The organism is Micromonospora sp. D75 (assembly GCF_018070405.1).
Classification (GTDB): domain Bacteria; phylum Actinomycetota; class Actinomycetes; order Mycobacteriales; family Micromonosporaceae; genus Micromonospora; species Micromonospora chalcea.
The window spans coordinates 21503-46068 of record NZ_JAGPXV010000001.1 but is presented as its reverse complement, the minus strand read 5'-3'; the positions used below and the strand labels follow the sequence as shown (position 1 = coordinate 46068).

The 24566-nt window shown below is 67.0% G+C and carries 13 protein-coding genes and 2 pseudogenes; 4 read left to right on the top strand and 11 right to left on the bottom strand.

Going from position 1 to position 24566, the window contains the following annotated elements; all coding sequences use genetic code 11:
- Nucleotides 1–531 precede the first annotated feature (531 nt).
- Entirely contained in the window at nt 532–2820 is a 2289-nt protein-coding gene (locus KBX39_RS00135; protein WP_210868596.1) for a CHAT domain-containing protein, read from the bottom strand.
- A gap of 340 nt (nt 2821–3160) precedes the next feature.
- Here KBX39_RS00135 and KBX39_RS00130 point away from each other — a divergent pair, with 340 nt between their 5' ends.
- Nucleotides 3161–3985, top strand: coding sequence for a DUF6338 family protein (locus KBX39_RS00130; RefSeq protein WP_247659724.1), 825 nt, complete (start codon nt 3161–3163; stop codon nt 3983–3985).
- Between the two features lie 535 nt (nt 3986–4520).
- A pseudogene (locus KBX39_RS00125) lies at nt 4521–4703 on the top strand (DUF397 domain-containing protein).
- A 763-nt stretch (nt 4704–5466) separates the two neighbouring features.
- On the opposite strand, the gene KBX39_RS33025 reads toward KBX39_RS00125, so the two are convergent.
- Both KBX39_RS33025 and KBX39_RS33020 read right to left on the bottom strand, forming a co-directional pair.
- On the bottom strand, nt 5467–5772 hold the full coding sequence (locus KBX39_RS33025) for a transposase (protein ID WP_269706835.1): 306 nt from the start codon (nt 5770–5772) through the stop codon (nt 5467–5469).
- A gap of 740 nt (nt 5773–6512) precedes the next feature.
- Nucleotides 6513–6599, bottom strand: a pseudogene (locus KBX39_RS33020) (IS5/IS1182 family transposase); the annotation flags it as partial.
- A gap of 480 nt (nt 6600–7079) precedes the next feature.
- Between KBX39_RS33020 and KBX39_RS00115 the strand changes: the two are divergent.
- Nucleotides 7080–11351, top strand: a complete 4272-nt coding sequence (locus KBX39_RS00115) for a hypothetical protein (RefSeq protein WP_210868591.1) — start codon at nt 7080–7082, stop codon at nt 11349–11351.
- A 659-nt stretch (nt 11352–12010) separates the two neighbouring features.
- Here KBX39_RS00115 and KBX39_RS00110 read toward each other — a convergent pair.
- Nucleotides 12011–12793 (bottom strand): transposase family protein, encoded by a 783-nt coding sequence (locus KBX39_RS00110; RefSeq protein ID WP_210868590.1) that lies wholly within the window; start codon nt 12791–12793, stop codon nt 12011–12013.
- Nucleotides 12794–12879: 86 nt separating this feature from the next.
- Nucleotides 12880–13662, bottom strand: coding sequence for a transposase family protein (locus tag KBX39_RS00105; protein ID WP_210868588.1), 783 nt, complete (start codon nt 13660–13662; stop codon nt 12880–12882).
- A gap of 282 nt (nt 13663–13944) precedes the next feature.
- Between KBX39_RS00105 and KBX39_RS00100 the strand changes: the two genes are divergently transcribed.
- Nucleotides 13945–15513 carry a restriction endonuclease gene (locus KBX39_RS00100; RefSeq protein WP_210868586.1) on the top strand — a complete coding sequence of 523 codons (1569 nt, stop codon included), beginning with the start codon at nt 13945–13947 and terminating at the stop codon, nt 15511–15513.
- A 96-nt stretch (nt 15514–15609) separates the two neighbouring features.
- Here the strand turns inward: KBX39_RS00100 and KBX39_RS00095 are convergent, their stop codons facing one another.
- The 6 genes from KBX39_RS00095 to KBX39_RS00075 form a co-directional block, all read right to left on the bottom strand.
- Nucleotides 15610–18378: a zinc-ribbon domain-containing protein gene (locus KBX39_RS00095; RefSeq protein WP_369010101.1), complete on the bottom strand. Its 2769-nt coding sequence runs from the start codon at nt 18376–18378 to the stop codon at nt 15610–15612.
- A 769-nt stretch (nt 18379–19147) separates the two neighbouring features.
- Nucleotides 19148–20116, bottom strand: a complete 969-nt coding sequence (locus KBX39_RS33950) for a DUF2399 domain-containing protein (protein WP_312245063.1) — start codon at nt 20114–20116, stop codon at nt 19148–19150.
- Nucleotides 20001–21914: a hypothetical protein gene (locus KBX39_RS33010; protein ID WP_247659722.1), complete on the bottom strand. Its 1914-nt coding sequence runs from the start codon at nt 21912–21914 to the stop codon at nt 20001–20003. Before KBX39_RS33010 ends, KBX39_RS33950 begins: the two co-directional genes overlap by 116 nt.
- A gap of 17 nt (nt 21915–21931) precedes the next feature.
- On the bottom strand, nt 21932–22579 hold the full coding sequence (locus KBX39_RS00085; protein ID WP_210868580.1) for a hypothetical protein: 648 nt from the start codon (nt 22577–22579) through the stop codon (nt 21932–21934).
- Nucleotides 22576–23115: a hypothetical protein gene (locus KBX39_RS00080; protein WP_210868578.1), complete on the bottom strand. Its 540-nt coding sequence runs from the start codon at nt 23113–23115 to the stop codon at nt 22576–22578. Before KBX39_RS00080 ends, KBX39_RS00085 begins: the two co-directional genes overlap by 4 nt.
- Nucleotides 23112–24311 carry a hypothetical protein gene (locus KBX39_RS00075; protein WP_247659721.1) on the bottom strand — a complete coding sequence of 400 codons (1200 nt, stop codon included), beginning with the start codon at nt 24309–24311 and terminating at the stop codon, nt 23112–23114. The genes KBX39_RS00080 and KBX39_RS00075 overlap by 4 nt, the downstream gene beginning before the upstream one ends.
- Nucleotides 24312–24566 lie beyond the last annotated feature (255 nt).

Here is a 24566-nt window from a genome sequence, read left to right as displayed (position 1 = left end):
CGCTCAACACGACGGGTCCTACTACGCTGCTGTAATCCGGCCGGCGTAGGACTGCCAGTCGCCGGACGCGGTTCGTTGCCACGCAACGGCGCTGCAGATGTCGATGCCGAGGCACCGGGCGAGAACGGCGGCGGGTAGCTCGACCGCAGGTTGGAACATGGCGGCGGTACGAGCGGCGCGGGTCGGCATGCCCAACGCCGCGAGGCGTGTGCGGAGCATGCCCCCGCTGATCGGCTGGTCCCAGGGCCCGACCGGGGAAAACGCATGGGGTCGTCGCGCGGTCGGTACCTACGCGTTCAGCCCTGAGCTGGACGAAAAGGGTAGCCATGACCGGCGGCAGGCCGATCGGCGTAGTGCCGAAGGTGAGCCGGACGCCGCCTGAATTAACGCCCCTTCGACCACATCCATTGATGGTCACGATGGCGACGACGACACCAGTACCGCGCCAAAAGAGCCCACTACCAGCGAAGACTCCGACTTCATCAGGTGCGGCTGGAGTACTAACCGCTACCTCGGCCTGATCAGTAGCTCCTACCCGCGCGCGCCGATGCAAATGTAGGAGGCCCAGATCACCGGCAGCGGCGCCTCAACTGGGTTCGCGCCTTGCGGTGTGGACCTCCACCGATGGAGCCACTTGAGCTGCACGGCCCGCAATGCCGTGGCCGCATCTTCCGGCCGGCGTAGCGCTTCGGCTAGATCAAGATCGAAGCGACTGGTAAACGGGGTGTCCCAGACCCGCCAGTTCGTCGCAACGACCTGCCGCGCGCCGGCCCACAGGATCGCGGAGGCCAACCCGAACCACTCCCCCGCACCGTCGCCACCGGCTCCTGAGGACGCGCACGCCGCCAGCATCACCCGCGACGGAAACGGGAGGGCCGGAGCGTCGCCTGAACTGGTAAAGATCAGATCGGCGGTAACCAGATTGCCCTCCAGGGCGAGGCCGCTCTCCACGTCACCGCGCCCGCTTACGTGACCGGAATAGTAGAACAGGCTCGGATGTGACGGTCCGAGTCGCCGCAGAGCGATCGCCAGGGCCTGCGGGGTGGCTCCTGGATGGGTGAGTACGATCTCCGTACCAGGCGGCACACGCCGGGCGAACTGCAAGTCGCCGCACGGGTCGACGCACGCGACGCTCAGCGGCAGTTCGTCCAACGGGAACGTCGGATGACGATCGACGTAGTCCATCAGGGCCGCCGGTGGTGCGACCCGCGGCACCGCGGCGTCGATGAGCCGCGCGGGGTAACGATCAGAGCTCTGCGTCTCGATGCCCAGGAGGGCGGTCGGCAAGACAGCGAACAAAGTGCCACAGAGCACCAACTGCAAGGGGTTGCCAGTGTCGATCCGGCGCAGCAGCTCGGCGCGCAGGACAGGTGGGATAAGGTGATGCCCGAGGAGCGTGGAGAGTGCTTCCTCCTCGCGATACGAGGAACTGAGCGGACCGTTTAGCACGTCCGAGGCGGTCGCATCCTCGTTGACGAGGCTGGCATTTAGCAAAGTCTCGAGGGCGTCGCCAAGTTCGGTGCCGTCGGCGGCATCAAGGAACCCGCAGGCCGCCTCGCCCCCGCCGCGCACACACCAGTAGATGCGCTCGTTGAATCCCCAGGCACCCCACCACCAGGCGTCTTCACCGCCGACCTGCCTGACGCAGTCCTCGAAGGACAGCGGGGTTCCAGCAACGTCCTCGGTATACAACGACGCGAGGTGGGAGAAGCCGTCCACGGCGATCGGTCGCATCCGGGAGACGCGGGTAGCGCCGAGGGTGGTGAGCAGGCCCGCCGGCGACATGCCGCGGTATCGTTCCGCAGTCGCTCCGCCGGTGGGGAGCACTTGGAGACGGGCGCTCTCCATGAGCTCGGCTGCCAGCGCTGTGTCGTTGCGCGCACAGGCGATCTGAAGCGCCACTTCCCGCGCTGCCTCTCCTCCGATGTTGTTGAACAGGCGCAGGGCAGACCCGTCCGTTCTGGCGCTGATCTCATTGTTGCGGGCGACCGCAGTGAGAGCGTGCGTGAGCGCATTCTGAAGGTCTCCGCGACTGAGGAGGAAGGCGGCCCGGCCGAGTTCCGCGTCGGCAATGTTGCGGGGGCTGGCGTTCTCCCGTGCTACCCGCAGCGCGTGCTCGGAGGCCGAGTCCAGCCATGCGGGGAACGAGCGGCCACGGTGCCGGGAGTCGGTGAGGATGCTCAGCGCCTGCAGGAACTTCTCACGGTCACGCTTGGCGTAGTAGACCACGGCCGAGCGGACATGGGCGAATGCCTCGTGCTGGTCAGCCCCATCCATTTCTAGCAGGGCGGCTCCGAGGTTGTAGCTATGCATGGCGCGGTCGGCGTCGGTGCGAGTTGACTCTAGGTCATGCCGGAGGCTCTCGATCACCGCCGCGGTCATCCGGCGGTGGCCCTGCCCCGCCAGATCCCTCCTGACTTGTTGGATCTGATCGGCATAGCTAGGGAGATGCCCGACGGCCTTTTCTGCCTTTTCGATGTACATCTCCGCGACTGAACGGATGCCCAGTTCGGCGAAGTAAATCGCGATGTCGTGCATCGCTTCCCCGTAGCGCCGGAAATTACGTGGATCCTTCTCCAGATGCTCCTCTGCACGGGCGAACGAGCACAGTCCCTTCTCCACATCGCCTAGCCTCATGTACACCTGCCCGGCGAGCTGATGCAATCGACCGAGATCACAGTCACGCTGACGAGCGTCCGGCTCGATGGCGAAGAGCGGTTCGGCCGCCTTGATCTTGCGCAGCGCGGTGTCGTAGTCGCCGCGCCGGTAGGCCTTGAGCGCCGCATTGGCGGTCAACACCCCTCGAGCTCTGTCGAACATTGCGGCGACTCCCTTGTCTCGGCGTTGGTCTCCAGCAGACCCTTGTGGGACCACGGCCACAATCCACGCTCGGCTATACAAACCGGCTGATCGGACAATTGAACCGCCACCGATACCCTGACACGCTCCAACGAGTCATCACAGGAAGGACATACAACCGATGGAAGACCCGCAGCCCGAGCAGGCCGAATTCAGGCTCGCCGAACGTGGACTCGTGGACGACTTGGACAACCCCATCAGCCTCAGCGACCTTCTGACGCCCCCGACCATGTCCGACGACGGGAACGAGCAATCCACCGAAGGTCAGGCACCCACTACAACGGACTAACGGCGGACAGCCATGGTGCCCACGTCACTGGCAGGTGTGGCCATCTTCCTGCTGCTGGTGCTTCCCGGCATCGCGCTTGAACTGCTACGTCAGCGATCCCGGCCAGGCCGAGCCGACAGCGTCTTCGTCGAAACCGCGCGTGTCCTGTTCGGCGGCGCAGCCGTCACGGTGTTGACCCTGCTGGTGCTCGGCCTAATCAGGACGGCTGCGCCCGCCGTAATGCTGGATCCCCGGCAGCTCTGGCTCGAACCGCGGTACGTCGCCGACCACCTGTGGCTCACCGTCTGTTCACTGACGTTGTTCCTGCTGGTCTCCTTGACCTTGGCCACGCTGTGCTACGCCCTGCTGCCCGCGCCCGGACTGGCGGGGAACGTGCACATGGAGAGCGCCTGGGTATCCACCTTCAGTCGGCTGCCGCAGCGACTGTACGGCCAGCAGGACGCGTCGTCTCCGGGCTTCAGCATCCGCACGCAGTTGCAGGTGGAGCTTACCGACGGGACCGCCTACCTCGGCATTCGGGACACCTACTCAGCGGATGCCGCACTTGTCGATCGGGAGCTTGTGCTGGCTCCTCCCATGCACGTGCGGCGCGCCGAAGGCTCCTTCGAGCCGCTCGAGCCTGGCTGGCAACGGATCATCCTTCCAGCGTCACAGATCCGTACGATCCTGGTCCGCTTCATCCAGGGCGCGCCCTCCGCTACGCCGTCGCCGCTTCGCGGCCGCAGGATCACGCGGTTCTTCGGTGCGCTGATCATCGACCCCTGGCGTCTCGCCGCGATACTCGGGTTGGAGATCCTGATTCCCCTCGCCCTTGGCATCTTTCTTCACCGGCCGTGAAGTCAGTGCTCCTCAAGTGTGGCAAGCGCCCGCGCGAGAATGATCGCCAAAGGCTCCGGTGCACTCATAGCGTTCAGGGCCTGTCCTATCGATCATGGAAGCCCCGATGATGGCGGCGATGAGGACAAGGCTTGCCTGGTAGAGAGAGGCGCGTTTGGCTTGACTGGTGGGCCAGGTCGCGCCAGGTCGAACGGCGAGATCCCCATCCGCGCTAGCAGCAACCGCGCGGCATCGAGCTCCGCCCGCCCCATGGTGGGGTCGCTCATGCCTAACCACCGCCAACGCGTGGGGGCCGCTAGATCCACAGACCCCCTGCATGAAGGGCCTCTTTCGTCGATGGACGCGAACACCCCGAACAGCCCGCCGGGCGTCACGAGGAGCGAGGCCCCGCTCCTTACCGCACCAGGGCGTACAGCCGGGTTTCGAGCACCTGCTCACCAAGGCTGCCAGCGCTCGAGAGTCGCGCGATCTGATCCAGAGGGCGATCGACGAGCTATGAAAGGACGGCGCGGGTGGACAGGTTGTCGCGTCCCGGGTGACCTAGCGGAAGAGCACTCGCAGCAACGGATTCGGCAACTGTGTGGAGATCGCGGACGACCTGGCGGGCAAGGTCGGGCTACGCGACAGCAAGGGCCCGAGCGGGCCGGTTCTAACCTTCTCAGCGACGGCCTGGCGAACGTTCGTCGAATCCGCAAAGGCGCACGGCCCGCGACAGTAGCGACTGGTTGAGCGTCGCAATCCCTCTCCTCGGCGCAGACTTCCCCGCTCACCCTGCCGCCACACGACGCGCGGCAGTACGTTCCGCTCATGAGCCCTTCGCACGAGTTCACCACCGAGCAGGTCGACGCGGCCATCGACTCTGTGATCAGCCACGGCGCGGAAGACCGTGGGCAGACCATCTCCTACTCACGCGTCTTCGGGCGGCGGGGCTGCCGAAACCCCAGAATCTACACGAGAGCGGCGAGTCAGATCGGGTCGCAGAGTTCATGGCAGCCTTCCATCACCGCGTCAGGAGCGGCATCTGCCGCCTCTGGACGCTCTGGTCGTGCATGTCGCGGGCCCTCGCGTCGGGTTTCCCGGTGCCGGCTACTTCCGGGTCAACGTGAAACCCGACCCTTGCGGGAAGCAGGTCACCCCTGAGGCACAAGCTGCGAGCACACGGTTCTGGGAGACGCAACGCGCCGCGTGCAAGCAATGGGGCGTAAGGAGCCGGCGCGGACGGCTTTGATCAACTGCAACGAAGGCCGATCGGGCCCCCGGCGAATACTCTGGGTAGCGGGACTCGTCCGGAATGCCGTCGACAGCAGATGGTGTCTCAACGAAAATTGATCCGTGCCATCGCGAAAGGGTCAGCAGACGCAACCGAGGTCGGACGCTCGGGCCGTACCGGTTCAGCTTCGGAACTCGTGGCCGCCGGACACCACCGGAGGCATCGTCACCGTCGGTGGACGCACCTTCCACCGAGACATCGACTGTCCCGGCTACCGGCAAGGTGTCCGGCAGGCGGAGAAGCACGGCCGGACCATCAATCCCGTCGAGAGGGTCACCGCCGGGATGGCACGCTCCCGCGGCAAGGCGGCATGCCGTTGGTGCTGGCATCCTCGCTGACCCTGCTCTGTTACAGGCCCGGCGCCGGCGTCGACGTCTGCCTGGCGCAGCCACGTGAACAACGTCATCGGGTGCACACCGCAGTCCTTCGCGGTCTGCTCGACCGTCACTCCCGCCTCGCGGTCACGCGCGACACGCACGACGTCATCGCGGAACTCTCGCGGGTAGGGCTTGGGCACAGCAACATCCTTCCAGCCCGCCCACAGGGCAAGCCGTCTCAGATGTCACCTATCCGTGCAGCAGACCCAGCACCTGAACTGCCTCCGGGCGAGCCATCTAAGCTGGGCTGCGACGTTCGCTCGTTGCAGCGCGCTGCGGCCAAGCTCGTCGCGCCACGCCTTCCGCGGCGCCGACTCGGCATCAAGTGCTCAGGGGAACGAGGGACTTGAACCCAAGACAACCTCTTGTCGAGTCCCCTCAGGACTTGTCATTGGTTGTCAAAACCCCTTGTTACCCACCGTAGCCGAAACGAACTTGTCGTTGATTATCAAGAAGTTGCGTTGACCTGCCTAGACGCGACCAGGCATCGGGCACTTCTTGTCACTGATTGTTGACCGCAGACAGGGGTTTTCGAGGGGTAAACGGGGGGCCATGTACTGTCGGCCCCCCCATCCCCGGCTCCCCTGGCCACCGTCCGCCCGGCCGATACGGCAATGCTGGCCGACGGTCCCGCCGGTGCTCTGGTCCTCGCGGCGTCGACCCGCCTACGCGCCCACCCGGTTCGCCCACGCTCGGCTCCCGTCTCGTTGGCGTAGAACCGGTTGCGGTATGGTCCGCTCCACGCGACCTTTGAACGAGAGACCACGCGCCGCCGACAGGAAGAGGACCGCTGCGTGGCATGGTGTCGATCGGGCGCAGGCTGTCGTGTTCAATGCCACTCGCAGATGATGGTGATGGTCAGGAGGGCTTGGAGTCAGACGGCCAACTTGTCGTAGCGGGTGGCCACGCCGCGGTGGCGCTTGAGTCGGGCGATGCTGTTCTCGACGGCATGTCGCATCCGGTGGAGGTCTCAGTCGAACTTCGGCGGGCGTCCGCTGCGGGTGCCTTTGGCCTTGCGGTGGGCGTCCTGGTCCTTCTTGCTCTGAGGTTCCCCGGTAGCTCGGAGGCTTTCGACGGTACCCCGATGAGCTGCGTGAACGTGCGGTGCGCTTGTATCGGGAGTCGGACCCGAGGCCGGTGATCCACTGGACCCGCCAGGACGGGGCCGACCGGGTCAGCGCGACGACCGGCCGACCACTCAGAGGTGCAGGACTTGCGCCAGCTACGTCGGGAGAACGTCGAACCTAGAAGGCCACGTTGGACGACGCCTCGATCAGCGGGGACCAGGCCCGCTAAAGGACCCCGCCGAAGAGCCCCGCCCGGTAGAACAGTCTACATCGATCCGCGCGGTTCAGTCGATGCGACGTCCAGGTGCACCCTCTCCCTCGAACGTCCCCTCCTGCGTCGGCAGGCCCCGGCTGTTCCCCGCTAGCACTAGGGTGGTCGCATGAGCGGGTCCACCCTTGACGCCAACCTCGCAGTCGGCCTCGAAAAGTCCGTCGTGGACGCCCTCGATCAGTGGCAGGCAGAGACCGGCAACGTCATCCAGTACGAGCGGTGGCTGACCGGAGGCAACACGGCCGCTCCCGTGGCGGTCGTCGTCGTCACCGGCCCAGGCGGGCCGGCCAAGGTAGTCCTCAAGGCTTGCCCGCCCGAACGAACGACGTCACGGGAGCCGCGGCTGCACACCCAAGCGCTCGCCGACTCCCCGCCGGAATTCGCCGAGCGGCACCTGGTGCAACAGCCCTTCGAAACCGTCGAGAGCAACACCAAGTGGCGGGTCCTGTTCCAAGCTGTCGCTGGCGACTCGCTGCGCCGGGTCGCGCCTCTGTCGAGCATCATCCGCGATAGCCGTCTGGCCGACATGACCGGGCACATCGTCTCGCGGCTACTCAAAGGGTGGAATCCCGCACCCGAGGTCCGCAAGACGACGCCGTACGAGGTTCTTCGCTCGGACCTCGGGACGAAGGCCGACAAGAAGGGTCCGCTGACCCGATTCAACCAGGCCCGCAAGCTAGAGGCTGCGCCGTGGATCCGCTTTCCCACCCACCTCGCAACCGCGGTGCCGAACGCTCTGTCCTGGATCGAGGACCCAGCCCTCTGGCCGAGTGATGCCCCGTTCTTCGGGCTCTTCGGACGAGCCCACGGCGACCTTCACCCGGGTAACCTACTGCTTCACGTGAGCCCAAACCCATCGCCCGAGGGTTTCCGCCTGATCGACCTGTCGAGCTACGAGGCCTCGGCCTCGCTGGCCAAGGACCTCCTGTATCTGGCACTGGCCGTCGTCACCGAATACCTCGACGACACACCCGCCCGGCGCGAAGAGCTCTTCGACATCCTTCTGAACGACGCCGACGGGGTGTCGTCCGACCTCAAGTCGCCGCGGGACGCTGTGCGTGGGATCCGCCAAGCCGCAAAGGAATGGCAGATCGGCGCGGCGCCCGGCATGGACGACGACTGGGACGACCAGCTCCAGCTCGCTCTGGTGGGCGCGGCTCTGCAGGGTGTCGGCCGAGTCAAGGCGACCGAGACGCTACGCCTCTGGTACTTCGAGCTCGGCTGCCGGGCCCTCGGCCAATACCTCCGCCGACAGGGAACCGTCGAGTTCCCGCCAGACCCGGGAACGGTTCCGGTGTGCGGCCCTCAACTCGACGAGGAGGTACACAAGGGGATCGACCGGCTGCTCGGGACTTCGGGCATCCTCAACGACAAGCGTTCGGTGATCGCTCTCCTCGCTCCCGGAGTCAGCAGCCCGCGGATAGGGGAACTGCCCTGGACCGCCGTCATGTCCTTCGACCCGGACATCGACACCACCGGGCCGCTGGCGTCGGCGCGGCAGCAAGGCAACAGACTGCACCGCCTCGTGACCAGCGAGCAGAATCCCGAGTTCCGACACGGATCGACCACGTGGCTCGTCTTCGGCGAATATGCCGAGGCGATGAACACCACGGGCGGGACGAACCATCGCCTATGGCGCCGGCACAACCGGCCCTTGATCACCGAGTCGGTCAGCGGGCTCGCCCGGTTCAGCTCCCGGCCGATCGCCCTGGTGGTTCTGGGGGACCCAGACAAGCGCGTGGGCGACATCGTGCAGGCCTTCGACGATCGGTTCGGCGATCGATCGACCACGGTCCTGGTCAGCGCGACACCCAGCGACATCGACGACTACGTCGACGAGCACATCGCGATCGAGCCTGGAAAACTACTCGACAATCTTCCCGCCCTTGAGGACCGTGACGTCCCCCCCTCGACGATTCCCGGCCTGGACGGGCCGGTAGTTCTCGACGCCGAGGACGCCCAGTGGTTCCGCGAGTTCGCCGACCTGCTCGACTCGTCGTCGGGCACCACGGCCGGCAACACCGAGAACACCGGCGGGGGCTTCCTACAGGGCCGCCCGGTGACGTGGTTCGAGCTCAGCCTAGGGCTGGACGTACGGCCGGGAATCGCCGACGACCTCGAGCAGGCGGTCCGCATTGACCTCTCCGGCCGGGACACGCGCCGAATCGCGCTCATGCATTACCCCGGCGCCGGCGGAACTACCCTGGGCCGTCGACTCGCCTGGGACCTGCACAGCGAGTTCCCGACCATCTATTGCACCGGCACCCACGATGACTACGGACTCGCCGAACGAGTCAGCCGCCTCAGTCAGCTGAGCGGACTGCCGGTGCTAGTCGTCCTCGAGAACACGACCGATGCCGTCACGGAAGGCGTCTACAACCGGCTGCGCGGAGACTCGGTCCCGGCGGTCGTCGTCGTGGTTGGCCGACGGTTCGAAAAGCCGCGGGAAGCCGGACCCAGAAGCTTCTACCTGGGCCCAGCCGCCACCCGTGCCGAGCTCTCGAGCCTGGTGAGCCGGTATGTCGGATATGCACCCCAGCGCGCCCACGATTTGCAGGCGATCCAGCCCGGCCTCAAGACGGCCGTTCCCTTCTACCTGGGCCTGGTGGCTTTCGAGAAGAATTTCCACGGGCTCGTCGAGCACGTCCGGCGCTCACTGGCCGGGGTCTCGGACACCGAACGCGCGGTGTTCGTCCTCATCGCCGTAGCCCATCGCTATGCCGGCATCAGCGTGGCGTCGGACCTGTTCGCGGACATCCTGGAGGCCGACGACGATCAGGCCGTCATCCTGGAACAGCACCTCAGTCATCCGGCGCAGAGCTTGCTCGCGGAGGAGACGCCAGGATATTGGCGCACCGTCCACTGGTTGATCGCCGAGGAGTCGCTCCGGCAGCTGCTCACACCGCCGGGCGCCGCGGCGGAGGCCTGGCGTCTGTCCTTGTCGAGTGTAGCGTCGAACGTCATCGAACAGGCGAGCAGCGTCTTCGGGGAGGAGCCACCCGACGACATCCGCGATCTCTTGGACCGGCTGTTCATCAACCGCGAAAACAGGGAACTCCTCGGTGGTGAGCGACAGCGTTCGTTCTCAGAGTTCCTCGAGGACATCCCCTCCCAGGAGGGTCGCCTCGAGGTGATGCGCCAACTGGCCGAGCATTTCCCCGACGAGGCCCACTACTGGGCGCACTACGGCCGTCTGCTGAGCTACGCCGGCGACTCCGACGGGGCCCTGCAGGCGGCGAAACGGGCGCTCGACATCAACGACGCCGACACGGTCCTCTTCCACATTCGAGGAATGATCTATACCCGGTGCCTGCGGGACCAGGCAAAGAAGAAGGACGAGGCCGAGCTCCTCCGGCTGACGGAGCTCGCGCTCAGCGACTTCGACGCTGCCGCGAAACTCGACGACAAGTCCGAATACCCGCACGTCGCGACCGTCTCCGTGGCCGTCACGGCGATCGACATGGCCCGCGATCGCGCCCGCAGCGCCACCTTCAGTGAGTTCCTCTCCCGGCCCGGTTCGTCGGTCTACCGCGGGCTGGTGGAGCGGGCCGAAAGAGCGATGGACTCCGTACAGGAGATCCGGGGCCCCGATCCCATGTCCGCCCGAGCTCAAACCGTCTACGTCCAACTCCAGCAGCTGTACGACGACTACGCCGCCCTCCTCCAGGGATGGCGCAACCTGCTCGACCGACCAGACGTGCTCAAGTCGCCGATTCGGCGCCGACTGGCCCGCGTCTACGTCCGCCGAGCCGGCGACTGGAAGAACCTGGACCGCGACGACCGACGACGTGTGCTGACCCTGCTCGAGGAGAACCTCCGCGACGATCCGTCCGACGAGACGAGCCTGCGGGACTGGTTGCGGGCCGCCCGCAGCGGTGCCACCACCCTGGACCGGGCCAGCGAGCTGGTGTCGAACTGGGCTGTGCAGCGGGTTTCCCGCGAGGCGTATCTGTACGACTACATCATCGCGGTCCTCCAAGTGATCAACGGGCGGAGGAGCCAGTCGCGGGAGGCCCAGCGGAAGATCGACCGGTGCCGAGATTTGTCCCTGTCGTTCGGCAACCGCAAATTCAGCTACGAATGGCTGGGTAAGGGCGACGGACTCAGCCAGCTGGTCCATTACTCAGAGGTGCCGTCGACCTGGAACCGGGAGCGCAGCGACGAGATCCCCGCCACCCTGCGTGTCATGCCGGCCAAGGTGTCGACAATTAGATCGCCCCAGGCCGGCAGCCTGCGCCTCGACGACACGGACCTGGAGGCCTTCTTCGTCCCCGCACGGGCTGGGGTGCTCCGGGGCCGGCACGAGAACGCGCGGGTACACGCGGTGCTCGGTTTCTCGTACGACGGTATCCGTGCGTGGTCGGTGACCCTGCGCAGTTGACAGTCGGCGCTACCCCAGGCCGTTGAGAATGAAATCCCGTACCCAACGCCTTCGACAAGGTTCTCGCGGAGCCCGAGGCCCCAGACGCGGGTGGCTCGGCTCGACAGCGCGAAGGAAGCATGTACTGGCTACCGTAACTGTGAGGTAATCACGGAGGCAGCCCTCGTGGGGAAGCCGCCCACGCCTGAACAGCACTCCCCACCACTACGGAGTTGCACGCGCACCGAAGGACGCACCGGCTCATCGCATCACTGGCAGTCGCGCCGTGGGGGTTGGTGTCGGAGGATCGACACGAACCGATGCCCATCACGGGTTGCACCTTGTCGGCACCATTCCGCTCGGCTGACAGAAACCTACCTAGATTGGTTGGCCCCGGGGCTCTCAACCGGGCCAATCTGGTACTGCGGCGCAGGCTGGAGATGAGTGACGCACGCACTAGGGCGTCCTAGGACACCGGCTTAACGATAGTTAGGCTTCTCCCATAGGAGACAAGCGGACAATGGCCGTGGTCATCGGGGTGTGGGTGGTGGCCTGGGGCAGGATTGCCGCAGCCGCTGTCAGCACGAGCGCCACCAGGATCCGACGAGTCTTCATCGTAATGACGCCGGTTTGATGGACGGGTGCTGTTGCACGAAGCGCGGTTGATCATCGAGCCGTTTTCATCCTGAGTAGCGGCTGGTCTCGACGCGGTGCAGGACGAGGATGGCCTGCACGATCGCCGTAGCGCGGCGGGGACAGCAACGCAGCTTGGCCAGGATCTTCCAGGTCTTCAGCGTGGCGATGGCTCGTTCGCCGCGGGCGCGGAGCCGGGCATGACCACGGTTGACGGCCCGCTGGCGGCGGGACAGCTTCGGTCGGTAGCGGTGGCGCTTGAACGGCGTGCGCACGCTTCCGCCGGCTCCCTGATAGCCCTTGTCTGCGAAGGTCAGCACGTTTGTGCTGGTCAGCGCGTCGATCAGTCCGTGGGCGCGGGCGGCGGTGAGGTCGTGGACCGCGCCGGGCAGCGCGGCCGACGCCCAGACCAACCGCCCGGCCGGATCGGCCAGGACCTGCACGTTCACCCCGTGGCGCTTGTGCTTACCGGAGTAGTAGGGCCGCTGGTCAGCGACCCGGTCGATGGGAATCAGCGTGCCGTCGAGGATCGCGTACGCCAACCGGGCAGCCCGACGCATGGCGGCGGTGAGGTCGTCGGCGCAGGCGGCGAGCAGGTCGACGGCCTCGCGTAGGTACCGCCACACGGTAGCCACCGACACCTCGAAGCCGGCCGCGAGGCGGGTGAGGGTGTCGCCGTTGCGCAGATGGGCCAGGGCCATCAGCGCCTGCTGCTGCGCAGGCAGCCTCCGCCAGCGGCCGCCGAGCGCACGTCGGCGGTCGCGGATCATCTCGGTCAGGCGGGTCAGGCTGCGCGTGGACAGCGGGATGCTGGCAGGATAGGTCAGCAACGAAGCTCCCGTGCTGGGCAGTGCGTCTTGGTCGACTGCTGTCCTACCGGGAGCTTCGTCCTATCCGGACAATCGATGAGCCTCTTTCATCCTGCGTAGCGGGCGGCTTCGACGTGGTGCAAGACGAGGGTGGCCTGCACGATCGCGGTAGCGCGGCGCGGGCAGCAGCGAAGCTTGGCCAGGATCTTCCAGGTCTTGAGCGTGGCGATCGCGCGCTCACCGCGGGCGCGGATCTTCGCGTGCGCCCGGTTGACCGTCTTCTGCCGGCGTGACAGCTTCGGCCGGAAGCGGCGCCGCTTGAACGGGATGCGCAGGCTGCCGCGGGCGCCCTGGTAGCCCTTGTCCGCGAAGGTCATCACATCGGCGCTGGTCAAGGCTTCGATGATGCCGTGGGTGCGGGCGGCGGTCAGGTCATGCGTTGAACCGGGCAGCGCGGCCGATGCCCAGACGAGACGCCCGGCCGCATCCGCGATGACCTGCACGTTCACGCCGTGACGTTTGTGCTTGCCGGAGTAGTACGGCTTCTGGTCGGCGACCCGGTCGATCGGGATCAGCGTGCCGTCCAGGATCGTGTAGGCCAGTTGTCGGATGCGCCGCATGGCGGTGTCCAGGTCCTCGGCGGCAGCGCTGAGCAGGGCGATTGCTTCTTGAACATAGCGCCAGGCGGTCGCGACGCCGATCTCGAAGCCGGCGGCGAGGCGGGTGTAGGTGTCGCCGTTGCGCAGGTGGGCCAGGGCGAGTAGTGCCTGCCGGCCCGGGTTCAGGCGCCTCCACCGGGATTTGCGCTGCTGGCGGTGGCCGCGGATTCGCTCGGCGAGGTGGTTCAGGGTCCGGTTGGACAACGGGATCCTGGCAGGGTAGGACAGCATGGCGAGGCTCCCGGTCGGGGCATCGGGTTTTGGTCGATTTGCTGTCCTACCTGGAGCCTCGCCCTCATCGATCAGCACCCCTTGCCGACCCGGGCTGACCTGCAAGATCAGGCTGGAAATGGCTCATCCAACACCAAGGCCGGGTGGGGCAAGGTCCCGCTCCCGCATGCCATGCGCGCCTCCGTGAGATCAGGGGCAGGGATCACGACACCCCTCCGCCGCCATTCGCCTGCGCACGTAGCCGGGCGCCCCGCATCGACCTCCACATGCGAGGATCAGACCATGGCACTGATCTCCGCCGATGCTCTGGCCGGGTATCTTCTCGAAGAGGCGATCGCCTTCCTACTTAGCTCAAACGGATACCGACTCCTGCAGGACTCGGACGCTGATGAACAAGCCCTGCGTCAAGCGGGACACGGTCTGCTCGTTCGCGGCCGAGGCGCTGATCACCAGGCTGACGTCTTGGGCGATCTGCTAATGCCGACACCGTTCTCCCTACCTATTCGGCTTTTCGTCGAGGCGAAGAATCGCGGATCGAAAGTCGGCCTAGCGGAGGTGCGCAACGCACACGGCGTCATCGATGACGTGAACCAGCAGTACTCGACGGCGCTATCGACGACGTACCGGCAACCGTTACGCCGGTATCAGTACCGCTACGCGTTGTTCTCGGCGGCTGGCTTCAAGAAGGAAGCACAAAGCTACGCGCTCGCTCAACAGATCTCACTTGTCGACCTATCGGGCCCGGCGTTCGAACCCCTCATTGAGACGGTAGAAAGGGCCGCGACGCTGGTCCTAGCCGAAGCAGCGGACGCAAATCTGGCGACTTTTCCTGTCCGGCAAGTACGGCTGGCACTTCGACATGCATTTAGCAACGCTGGCGCCGAAATCACTGCGACTGAAGTTTCCTCTGAAGGTACGCACGGCGGCCTGCCTGCGGATATCTTAACGTCCTGGGCGGCCCGGGTGACTGCGGAGCTACAGGACTCGGCTAGTGGCGAAGGGCTCATCCTGGGCTTCCCCGCGGCGCCGTTCATCCTGGCCATGCATCCCGATAGCATGGAGGACTTCGAGGCTTTCATCGCAGCGCACGGCGCTTACGTCCCAGTCGACATTCGTTTCGGGCGAGAAGGGGCTCGTGGGGATTGGATCATTACCCCCACGGAAGATCCTGAAGCTTTCCGGCTATCGTTCGGCCTCCCCGGCGCCCTCGAGGCCTGGTTGTTGTCCGTGCCCGAACAGGAACGGCGACGTGCGGCCGACGCAAAGCGAACCTTGTTGCCGACGATCAGCCTCTTCTTGGAAGACCGCTTGGTTCAGTTGCGGTATCAGCCGGTGAGAACACCTCCCCGACTTCCCTCGGAGGAGGAGCAGGTTGAAGGCGACGCGGGAACTGACGCAGCGGATACGTCGTTCCTGCGGCGCAGCCTGCCTGCTCGGCCTCGACAGCGCAGACGTCCCGAGCCACGGATCGTGATTGAAGATCAGGCTGAGCGAAGGCCTCGCGACATTCGAGGCTGGTCGGTACCGACAGCCAAGAGCCTGATGACCGTGCTCGACGGCTCCTACCCGACGCAAGCCGCTCTGATCCGTGCCGCGGCACGCCGGCACGGTCGGCTGGAGCGGGATCAGGTGTACACGATCGCCAATTTTCCACCGGATCGGACACTCCGCGGACTAACACGTCCCACCAATAGGATCACAGCGTCTCTCATGGAGCAAGGTCGCCTTCCCGAGGAAGTGGAGTACCCGTTCCAGACGGGCTACGACCACGGGGTTCAGGCGACCCATTTCACCGTGCCGCTAGACCTCGTGGCAGCACTCCGAGCACTTGGGCCACCACGAGGCATCTAGCAAGAGCCGTCTGCGAACGGCTGAGCGATAGAGGGGGCTACAGACCGCCCGCATTCTGCCTACCGTCCAAGGAGCGGTACTGGGCGGCCGGCGCCCTCAAAACAGTAGGAGCGCGTCGAACTGCGGCCCCTTCTTGCTGGCGATGACGCTCGGCCTGCCGACCCTCAGGCCACGGCACCCTCCGCAGCCCTGCCGCTTGATTCGGGCTGAGACCGTCGTCTCCCACTCCTTCGACCCACAGCAGGGGCAGTGCCACCGGCAGCGGTTGTGGGATCCCGGACGCAGCCGGTCAGGCCCACGGCCAGGGTTGTCCAGGTTCTCCAGGAAAGTGCCCGCGACCTCGGGATGCAGATCGGCCAGGGATCCACCGGGTGGAGGCTGCCGGCGGGCCGCGCTACGCCGGCGAATGCCGCACGGTTGGCAACCACGCCCAGATGTACGGTTGACGACCGGGGCCACCCACTCGTTCGCACAGTCCGGGCATCGCCAGAGCACCCGGATGGACGACCCGCGAGCCAGATCGAGCAGCTCGATGTCCCGGGCCTTATCGACGTCAAGGATGCGCACGGCCTGGCTGAGCAACTCGGGAGCCACGTCGCGAACCCGGAGCCCGGGTCGACTCAGACGAGCTTGGTAGGAGCGTTCCCGCCGGGAGCACGACGGGCAGCCGGTTTTGCGCTGGGCCCGGCTAACTACTCGGGTGCGCCATACGTGTCGGCAGGTTCCGCACTGCCAGACGCACCGGTCTGCGGAGCCCGGAACGAGCCACTGCGCGCCCATCTCCGGACGCGTTAGGTTCTCCACCAGTTCGCCCGCCAGCTCGGGGAACAAGAACGCCAGGCTATCGCCGGGTGGTGTGTTCTGGAACGCCTTCCACTCCTCGCGCGCCGCAGCGAGGCATGCGGCGATCCGGCCCGCGGACAGGGGCGGGCACGGCATGGACTGCGACCGCAGCCACTCCGCGAGGACCAGGTACCACTCCGTCGCATCCTTGGTGCCCGCCACCACGGTCTCCCCCGGAACCGGCGGCGTGCCGGGCTGCCGGACCCGCACATAGCGCACGCCCAGCTTGGCCATCACCTCCGATTTGCGCAGATCCCGGGCGTGAGCGGTTTTGTCGGAGTGCCACTGGGCCGGGTCGAGGTCGATGTAGATCTCGGCCGAGGGCAGAAAGAGGTCAAGCCGCTCCGCCGAGCGACGGCCGCCGTCGAGGCGAACGTCGACTTCCACTTCGTCGCCGGTCGCGGCCGCCAGCAGGTGGGCGAGCTCCAGTTCGAGGAGGCTACGGCCTCGGCGGCGGCACCGGCCGCAGCCGTAGTCCGGTGATTTCGCGCGATCGCGTACGTGCGCCTCGAAGAGTGCACCGCATCGGCAGCGCCAGGAGCAGAGGGCGCCGGCGCGTGGGTACAGCGTCGCCGGTCCATGCCCGGGCCAGGAGATGTTCGCCACGAAGGACGAGGCGACCTCCGGCATCAGCGTGGCCAGTGACTTCTTTTCGGGGGCGACACGGCTGGCGACGCCACGAGCCAGGTACGCGCAGGCGGCACAGAGCAGGCGGGTCGCGTGAGTGGCGACCGAGCGTTCGAAGTGCCGAGAACACTCTGGGCAGCGCCAGACGCAGATGTCGCTGGTCCCCGCAGTGAAGCTCTGCGGATCCCGGCCAGGATGGCACTTGCTGGCGACGAATGTGGCGGTCTGCTCCGGATGCGTCCTGCTGAATGGAGCCGCTTCGCCGGGGTCGCGCTGCAGCTCACGCGCCCGTCGGCGCCCGCAGGGCGGGCAGCCGCGGCCGGCGGTTCGGTTCGTCACGGTAGAGACCCACTCGTGCGCACAGTCGTCGCAGCGCCATAAGCATCGGTCAACTGAGTTCGGACGGAGGAGGGCGGGTCCCCGCTCGGGACGACGCTGGTTGGCGACGAACTGGGCCGCGATTTCTGGGTACAGGTCAGCGAGCGATCGGCCAGGCTGCGGCGCGCCGCCCATCAACTTGGCGCATCGAGGGCAGGGCCGACCGGCGCCGACCACGTTCAATACGGTCTGCTCCCACTCATGTTTACAGGCGCTGCACCGCCATCGGCACCGGTCGGTCGCGGATTTCGGCATGGAGTCGGGGGTACGGTGCGGATTGGTGAGGTTGCCGACGAACATCGCGGCGACCGTGGGGTGGGTAGTGCGCAGTGGCGCTGTGGTTGACGGCCGACGTTTCGCGGCGCGGCATCGTGGGCAGACGCTTCCGGCGACTCGGAGCCGGACTCTCGTATGCCAGGTGTTGCCGCAAGTGCAGCGCCACCAGGCCACCTTGTCGGAGCGAACACTCACCTCGGCCACGGGTGCCTGCTCGGCTGGATCCTCCCAGCGCAGGAAAAACTCGACGACCTCCGGGCACGCATCGCGGACCCGGTTGGCCACCCGCCGTGAGTTGGCGGCGGACCGGCGCTTGCTCGCGCACGGCTTGCAACCGCCTCCCCCAGACCCGGTCCGCCGCGAGATCGGCGCTACCCAGGAGTGGCCGCAGGCGGAGCAGCGCCATCGCACCTCGGCCGAGGACTGGGCGCTAATCGTCCCCGGTGTGGCAGTGGGGTAGGTCAGGCATTCCAGCCACTCCTCGGCCAGCTCCGGCATGACTTCCGCCAGGCTACGGCCCGGCTCCGGCGTCTCGGCCTTTCGTCGCAGACGGCTCCGGCAAGTCTTACAGCCGGCTGCCGCTCGCACCCGCACCGCGGCGGCCTGCCACCACTCAAGCCCACAGGTCGCGCACCTCCACCGGGCCTTGCGGTTCGAGCCCCGGGGTAGGTCGCCCAAAGCCCTAGTCCAGCCCTCGACCTCAAGCAACTCTGGCAGGAGTTCCGGATGAGCGCTCGCCACCGTCTCCCTGGGTTTGGCAACCACGCCCGCATCCTGGCAGCCGAGTACGACATCATCCGGGATGCGCAGCGGCTGAGCGCCCCCGCTGCCGCAGCCTCGCCGGTGTGCTTCCAGGCGTACCTGGCACTGCAGTCGGGCCCTACGCCGGTTCCCCGGCTGAGTTCTGCGCAGGGCTGTCTCGGGTGAAGGCCCGGAGCGGCTTCGTTTCGCCCGCCGTCCGCGCCAACCTTGCCCGGAATCCTGAGTCGCTGACCGGTCTTGTCGGTGTGTGAAAGGCGGGCGGCGAGTTCATCGGACCTGACAGCCGAGATCTGGGCGGTGCATGTCATCCACGGTATGCCCGCCGGGTGGGGACCCTTTAACCGGCGAGGCCATCGGTCCGGTATGGCTGGCGCGCCGTACTGGCATCGCAGCCCTTCGCCACGCGCAAGGGAGGAGCGCCCCCACCGGATTTCACGGTCCTTCGTCCGGTCCCCACCGCGGCGGCCCACCGCGTCGCTGAACTCGGCAGGCATGTCAAAGATGTTGCGTCCGCACCGCCGAGCCCGTGGCCAAGGGATCAGGGTGAAATCGAAACACCGGCTCGGTCACGAGCCCATCATGCCAACTGTTGGTGAGTGTTTCTGGTCCTCGGTGGCTTGCTGCCGCTACCCGGCCCAGGGCGGGCGGCGACCGCCGGGCGGCGCTCCGAAACGTCCCGCGGCTCTGCTTCGGTGGAGTTCGCCTCTCCACTCTGCGGCGGACGCGGAGGCATATCTGGTCGGGTAGTTTACGCAGGTGGGTGGCTATTCAAGACAGCCTGAAGGGCGGCCCTTGCAGTGGCTTCCTGCTCGATCGCGTAGCCCCGGTGCAGGCAGCGTTGCGCGAAGGCGCCGACCTGATCGGGGCGTTGTGCGAGCTGCTGCAGATGGCTGCGGCTGTGGGTGTTGAAGGGCCGGCCTTCGTCGTGCGGCACGGTACCGACGTCCACGACGCGGATGGTGGTGTCTGGCGGCAGCCTGTCGTGAAGGCGGGCGGTGATGCGGACGCCGCCGAGGTCGGCGTCCGCGCAAATGACGACCGCTGAGGTTTGCTCCGCCGCCTGGACGATCATCGACACGACGGCTTCGGGCGGCTGGCCGTGGCACCAGACGACCGGCAGGTCGGCCCGGGTGTCACAGACTGGTTCGGCCGCCTGCCGGTTTTCCACGACCAGCAGGACATCGCCCGGCCCGGTGACGGTCAGCCGCGGCAGCATGTGGGGGCTCAGCCGGATGTCATGGGGCCCGGGCATCGCCGACAGGTCGAGTACGGAGCCGTTGGTCGGGTGCAGCAGGATCGGGCCGCCGAGCCCGATGTACGGGCTGCGGGCCACGCCGAGTGCGATGAGTGTCTCGTGGTCGAAGCCCATCGCGGCGAGCAGGTGATGTACATCGTCGCGGGCTTTCGTGTCATTGGCGTGACTCTGCACGAATGCGCGGAGGGAATCGTGAGTTCGGCCCTCGGCCAGGTCGGCGACTGCGCGCAGCGCCCACAGCAGCCGATCGGGGTGTTCGGTGCTGCGTAGTGCCCGGCTGGCGTCCGGCCAGTCGTCGGCGATCTCCGACGCGATCTGCTCCGCCCTGGCGCGAAGGGTGCTGGTGTCATCGCGACGGCGGCTTCGGCGTTGCTGTTCGGCTGCAGTGAGGTCGGGGTGCGGGTACACCCGACGTGGCGGCTGGGCCAGGGCGTTGCCATTTAGGGTGTAGCCGATCGTCACACAGCCAGCTGCGGCGAGCTCCAGCACGATACGCAGCGCGTCGGCGCCGAACCTGCTGTTGACACCGGCCCAGCTGTGCTCGCTGCGAACGACCCAGCTCCAGTCGCCGTCGCTGAGAAGCCCGTCCGGGCGTCGGGGAGCCTCGCTCGGCCACGGGATCGATGTGTCCGTCAGCACCGGCTCGCTCTGCCAACGCCGCAAGGAACCGGGCCACCGGTAGGTTGGGGTCCGCAGCGGCAGGCAGGCCCGTCCCGGGCATGTGATCGCTCGGGTCTGCTTCGACCAGCAGACTGCCTGGCAGCGCGGCCAGCAGCAGGACGGCATCCCCAACTTGGTGATGGGCGACGGCGACGGCATGCCGATAGGGCAGCAGCCGAGCTTCCCACGCAGGCCGCTGCTGCTCGGTCAAGGAGATCGTGTCGACCAGCGGCGCCGCGGTGATGCCGTTCGCCCGTAGTAGCCGGACCTGGGCGACCGCGACATCCTCGCCCCTCTCGGCCGCCGACAGCGCCGCCTTGGCGACCCGCAGTGCGTGCTCGGTTCGGCCTTTGACCCGCTCCGCAGCCTGGCTCAACTTTTCGGCCTCGGAGATCTCCTCCTCGGCCTGTTCGACGGTGCGCCCATCGGCTGAGGCCGCGTCGGTTCGAAGACCCCGTAGCTGTCCGCTGAGGGTTTCGATCGAGCCGACGTTCTGGTTCTGCTCGTCCTGCAGCGCGGTCTCGGCGGCCTTGAGATCCTCGTAGGCCTTGATCCGGGTGCGGCAGCTCTCGTCGAACGCCTTGTCGTCGGACAGCCGATCCACCTCCCCGCCGGCCGTCTCGATCTGCGCATCCAGTTCCTTGCGCCGGCGATCCTTCGCCTCGATGTCCACGGCGATCCGCTCGGATTCGTGGAAGCCGTCGACCAGATACCGGGCACAACGACCTCGCCAGCTGTCACGTGCCTCGGCCAGCAACGTCCGCGCCCGCTCCCGCGAGGCAATGCCATCCTCGACGACCTTCATCCGACCGTCCCACAGCTCATACTCGGCCTCGGCACGCTCGGCTTTCCCGGCCTGCTCATACTCCTCGGCCCGGGACTTCTGCTCCTGTTCGATTTCGGCGGTCAGGCCGGTCAGCGCACCGATGGCCTCGAAGATCCGCTCCGGGGTCAGTTCGTTGAGCGGCTGGGCGAGCAGGTTCGCGGTCGGGCTCGCCCGTACCGAGGTCGACAGGAAGGACACGCACCTGACCGTCGAGCCGTACAGGGTGCGGGCGAGCCGGTTGGCGCGGATGTCGGTGCGGCCGTTGCTGCGCGGCAGAGCGTCCCACAACCCGTCGGCGCCGCCGGCCCGCTTGTCCTCCGTGTCACCGAACGGCACGTGCAGCCGATGGGCCCACCGCAGCTCCACATGCGGGCTCTGCCGGTTGATCCGCAGCCACACTGTCAGCGCGGACGCGTTGAGTTCCTCCATGGTGGCGGCCTGCGGCGGCACGAACACGCCGATCAGGTAGCCGCGATCGGCGTTGGCGTGCATCGCCTCCTGACCGGCGAGCTCGGCGGTGAACAGCAACTCGGCCGCTGCCTGCGCCCCTGACTGCAGCCGCCACTGCTCATCGGCATGCAGCAGGCTCAGCCCGGCGATGAACGACGACTTGCCGGCACCGTTGGAGTCCGAGGGCCCCTGCCCCGCCACGGTGATCAGCCCACGGGCGGTGATCGGCACCGGGTGAGTCGACAGCCGCGAGACGTTGACCATCTGGATGCCGGCGAGGACGCGCGCTCCGACGATGTCCTCGACGACTCCGTCCGACAGCACGGCTATAGACGTCAACGCTACCCTCCCACGCGGTTGTGCCGGCGTTCCCGGATCGCTGCGGCCAGCGGATGGTCGGGTGCCGCGGCGAGAATCAACTGGTCCTGCACCTGCTCGCGGGCGGCCGGCGTCAGCCGCGACAACTGTGGGCCGGGGACATAGCCGCTGTCGTGGTCGCCGCCGCGGACCGTTCGGACCAGCCCGCATGCGGTCAGTCGGCCCAGGGCCGCTCTGACCTCGCCGACCGGCACCTTGCTGTCACGGGTGAGGTCCTGCAACGTGGTTGGGTACGGGCTCTCCCAGGAGTCGGCGGCGATCTGCTCCTCGCTCCGCGGGATCGCCACTGAGTGGACCAGCACCAGGACCAGAACGGCCCGGTCGGCCAGTGACAGCGGCTGCCACCCGGTCTCGGTGAGCTCAGTCCGTACGGCGTCGTCGAACCCGGACGTGAAATGCAACTGGTCGACCGTCACCAGTGTCCGGCCGGTTCGGCGAAGTAGCGCCTCCAGCCGTTCACGGCTCGTCGCGTCGCGCAGCGCGGGCAGGAACTGCCGATGAACCGGACCACTGCCGTGCTCCAGCAGCGCGTACGCGGCTTCGACCAGCTCCCGCTGCCGATCGGGCAACGTCCCGAGCACCTCGTCGAAGATCGAATTCGGGCGGTTCACGACCCCTCCGGCCCGTCCTCGGCGGTCTCAGGGATCAACCGCCACAGCTCCCGAAGCGTGCTCAGCTCCAGCGACCCGAAGGACGCGATCCGTGGACCGATGCGCACCGTGTCCGCTCCCTCCAACAAGACCCAACCGGACACCGATAGGCGCCGGAGCCCCGCGGACAGCAGTTGCTGACGACTCACCTTGTTGCGGCCCGGCACCAGCCGTTGCAACACCTGACCGACATGACCGGTCGAAGCCGGCAGCCCGGGCCACGGATTCGTCGTGGGATCGGGCCAGCAACACCGCAAAGTCGCGGCCAGTACTCGCAGAGTTCCCTTGCTGTCCATCATCGAGGAGCCCGGCACCCCGTACTCGATCAGAACAGCCGGTCCCGCACTGTCGGGCAGGTTCGGGATCAGCCACACCGCCTTGGCGTCAGCCTCCACCAGACGACGCAACCCGGCAGGTGTCGGCCCACCAGCGGAGACCTGCTGCGGACCGCCGGACCGGATCCGCGCCCACCACAGGGCCGCATCCCGCTCGTTCACGCCGCCTCCTGCTGGTCCCGGTGGAACCAGCCGTCGGAGACCCACGTCCGCGTGGACGTCACATCGACACGCCACCCATCGCCCCAGGTCACCGTGTACGGCAACTCCGGGCGTAGATGAATCGCGGTCACCTCCGACAACACTCGCCGACTGGACGGCCAGTCACCCGCATCGGCGAGAAGCTGCGCCACCGTGACCACATCCCGCCCGGCAAGCAACTCCTCCGCGCGCTGAGCCAACCGCGTCGCCTCCGGGTCGACGTCGACTTCCGTCGGCGGAGGCTCCTCGTCGACCCGCGGTCGCGGCGGCGGCACCCGGCCAGTGTCGGATTGCAGCCCTTCCTCCACCGCGTCCAGCAGATCGTCGGCGGTGAAGAACGGCTCCGGCGCGTCGAAGAGCAGACCGTCCAGCGCCTGCGCCAGTCCCTCGGTACTGCTGTCGCGCGCAAAGGTGCGCCACCGCTCGGTCGGTAGCAAACCCAGTGCACGCGTCTTGCCGGCGTGCGCCAGCAGCCGCCCCGCCGCAATGTTCAACGCGTCGCGATAGGCCGCCAGCGCCATCCGGAGCTGCGTACACTCCGGCAACAACTGCGGATGCCGGTCCGCGGCCGCATTGTGATACACCCGCGCCTTGTCGAGCAGGTCGCTGTTACCCAGCAGCGGCTGCGCCTGCGTCCGCAAGGACTCGACTGTTGCCGACTTCGCCAACTGCATGATCGGATTCGCCAGCAGCCGGAAGACCGTCGTCATCTCCAGCAACTGCTCGCGCACCACCTCCGGGGTCGTGTCATCGTCGTCCAGCGCCAGCCGGGCCATCGACAACATCCGGTGCAGCCCCGCCTGGCCCCCGATCTGCGACAGCCGGCGCAGAAAGAGCAACATCACGTACGGCGCGAACGTCGCCTGGTAGAACAACTCGTGCGGCCGCTCGTTGACCCGGGTCACCGCACGGTACGACCGCAGCACCTCGAACCGGCGCCGGACCAAATCCGCCGGCACCGCCGGACATGCAAGCACGACCTGTTCGATCGTCATCCCGGCTGGCCCCGCGTCAGCAAACGCCTGCAAGATCGACTCGTCGACCCCGACCGAGTCCGCATCGTCCACCATCGCGTTGGCGTTCCGCGCCAGCACCGCGAAGACCTGCCGGTAGATCCCGAGAACAGCCGATTCGGCAGCGTAGTCATCGAACGTCAAGGCCGCTGCTTCGCTCATAGGAGGTCGACAATATCGCGACCAGCCAGCAAGCAAGAGACCCTTCATCTGCGGGATGCGATGCGTGTCGTGTTGCGCGATGTGGGTTCTCGCCGAAGGGCCGAGCATGCCTGAGACGGAATTCGGACTGGCACCGTCCGATCCGGATCAGAACGACATCGCCGGGCACGTTAAGCGCGCCTACGAAGACTCCAGCGGTGTCGACAGTTGGAGGTGCTTAGAGAGCGGCACAGCGTG

What these genes read in the sequence shown, in the direction of transcription:
- KBX39_RS00135 (WP_210868596.1), bottom strand. Translation starts at nt 2,820, where the DNA reads ATGTTCGACAGAGCTCGAGGGGTGTTGACCGCCAATGCGGCGCTCAAG.
- KBX39_RS00130 (WP_247659724.1), top strand. Translation starts at nt 3,161, where the DNA reads ATGGTGCCCACGTCACTGGCAGGTGTGGCCATCTTCCTGCTGCTGGTG.
- KBX39_RS00115 (WP_210868591.1), top strand. Translation starts at nt 7,080, where the DNA reads ATGAGCGGGTCCACCCTTGACGCCAACCTCGCAGTCGGCCTCGAAAAG.
- KBX39_RS00105 (WP_210868588.1), bottom strand. Translation starts at nt 13,662, where the DNA reads ATGCTGTCCTACCCTGCCAGGATCCCGTTGTCCAACCGGACCCTGAAC.
- KBX39_RS00100 (WP_210868586.1), top strand. Translation starts at nt 13,945, where the DNA reads ATGGCACTGATCTCCGCCGATGCTCTGGCCGGGTATCTTCTCGAAGAG.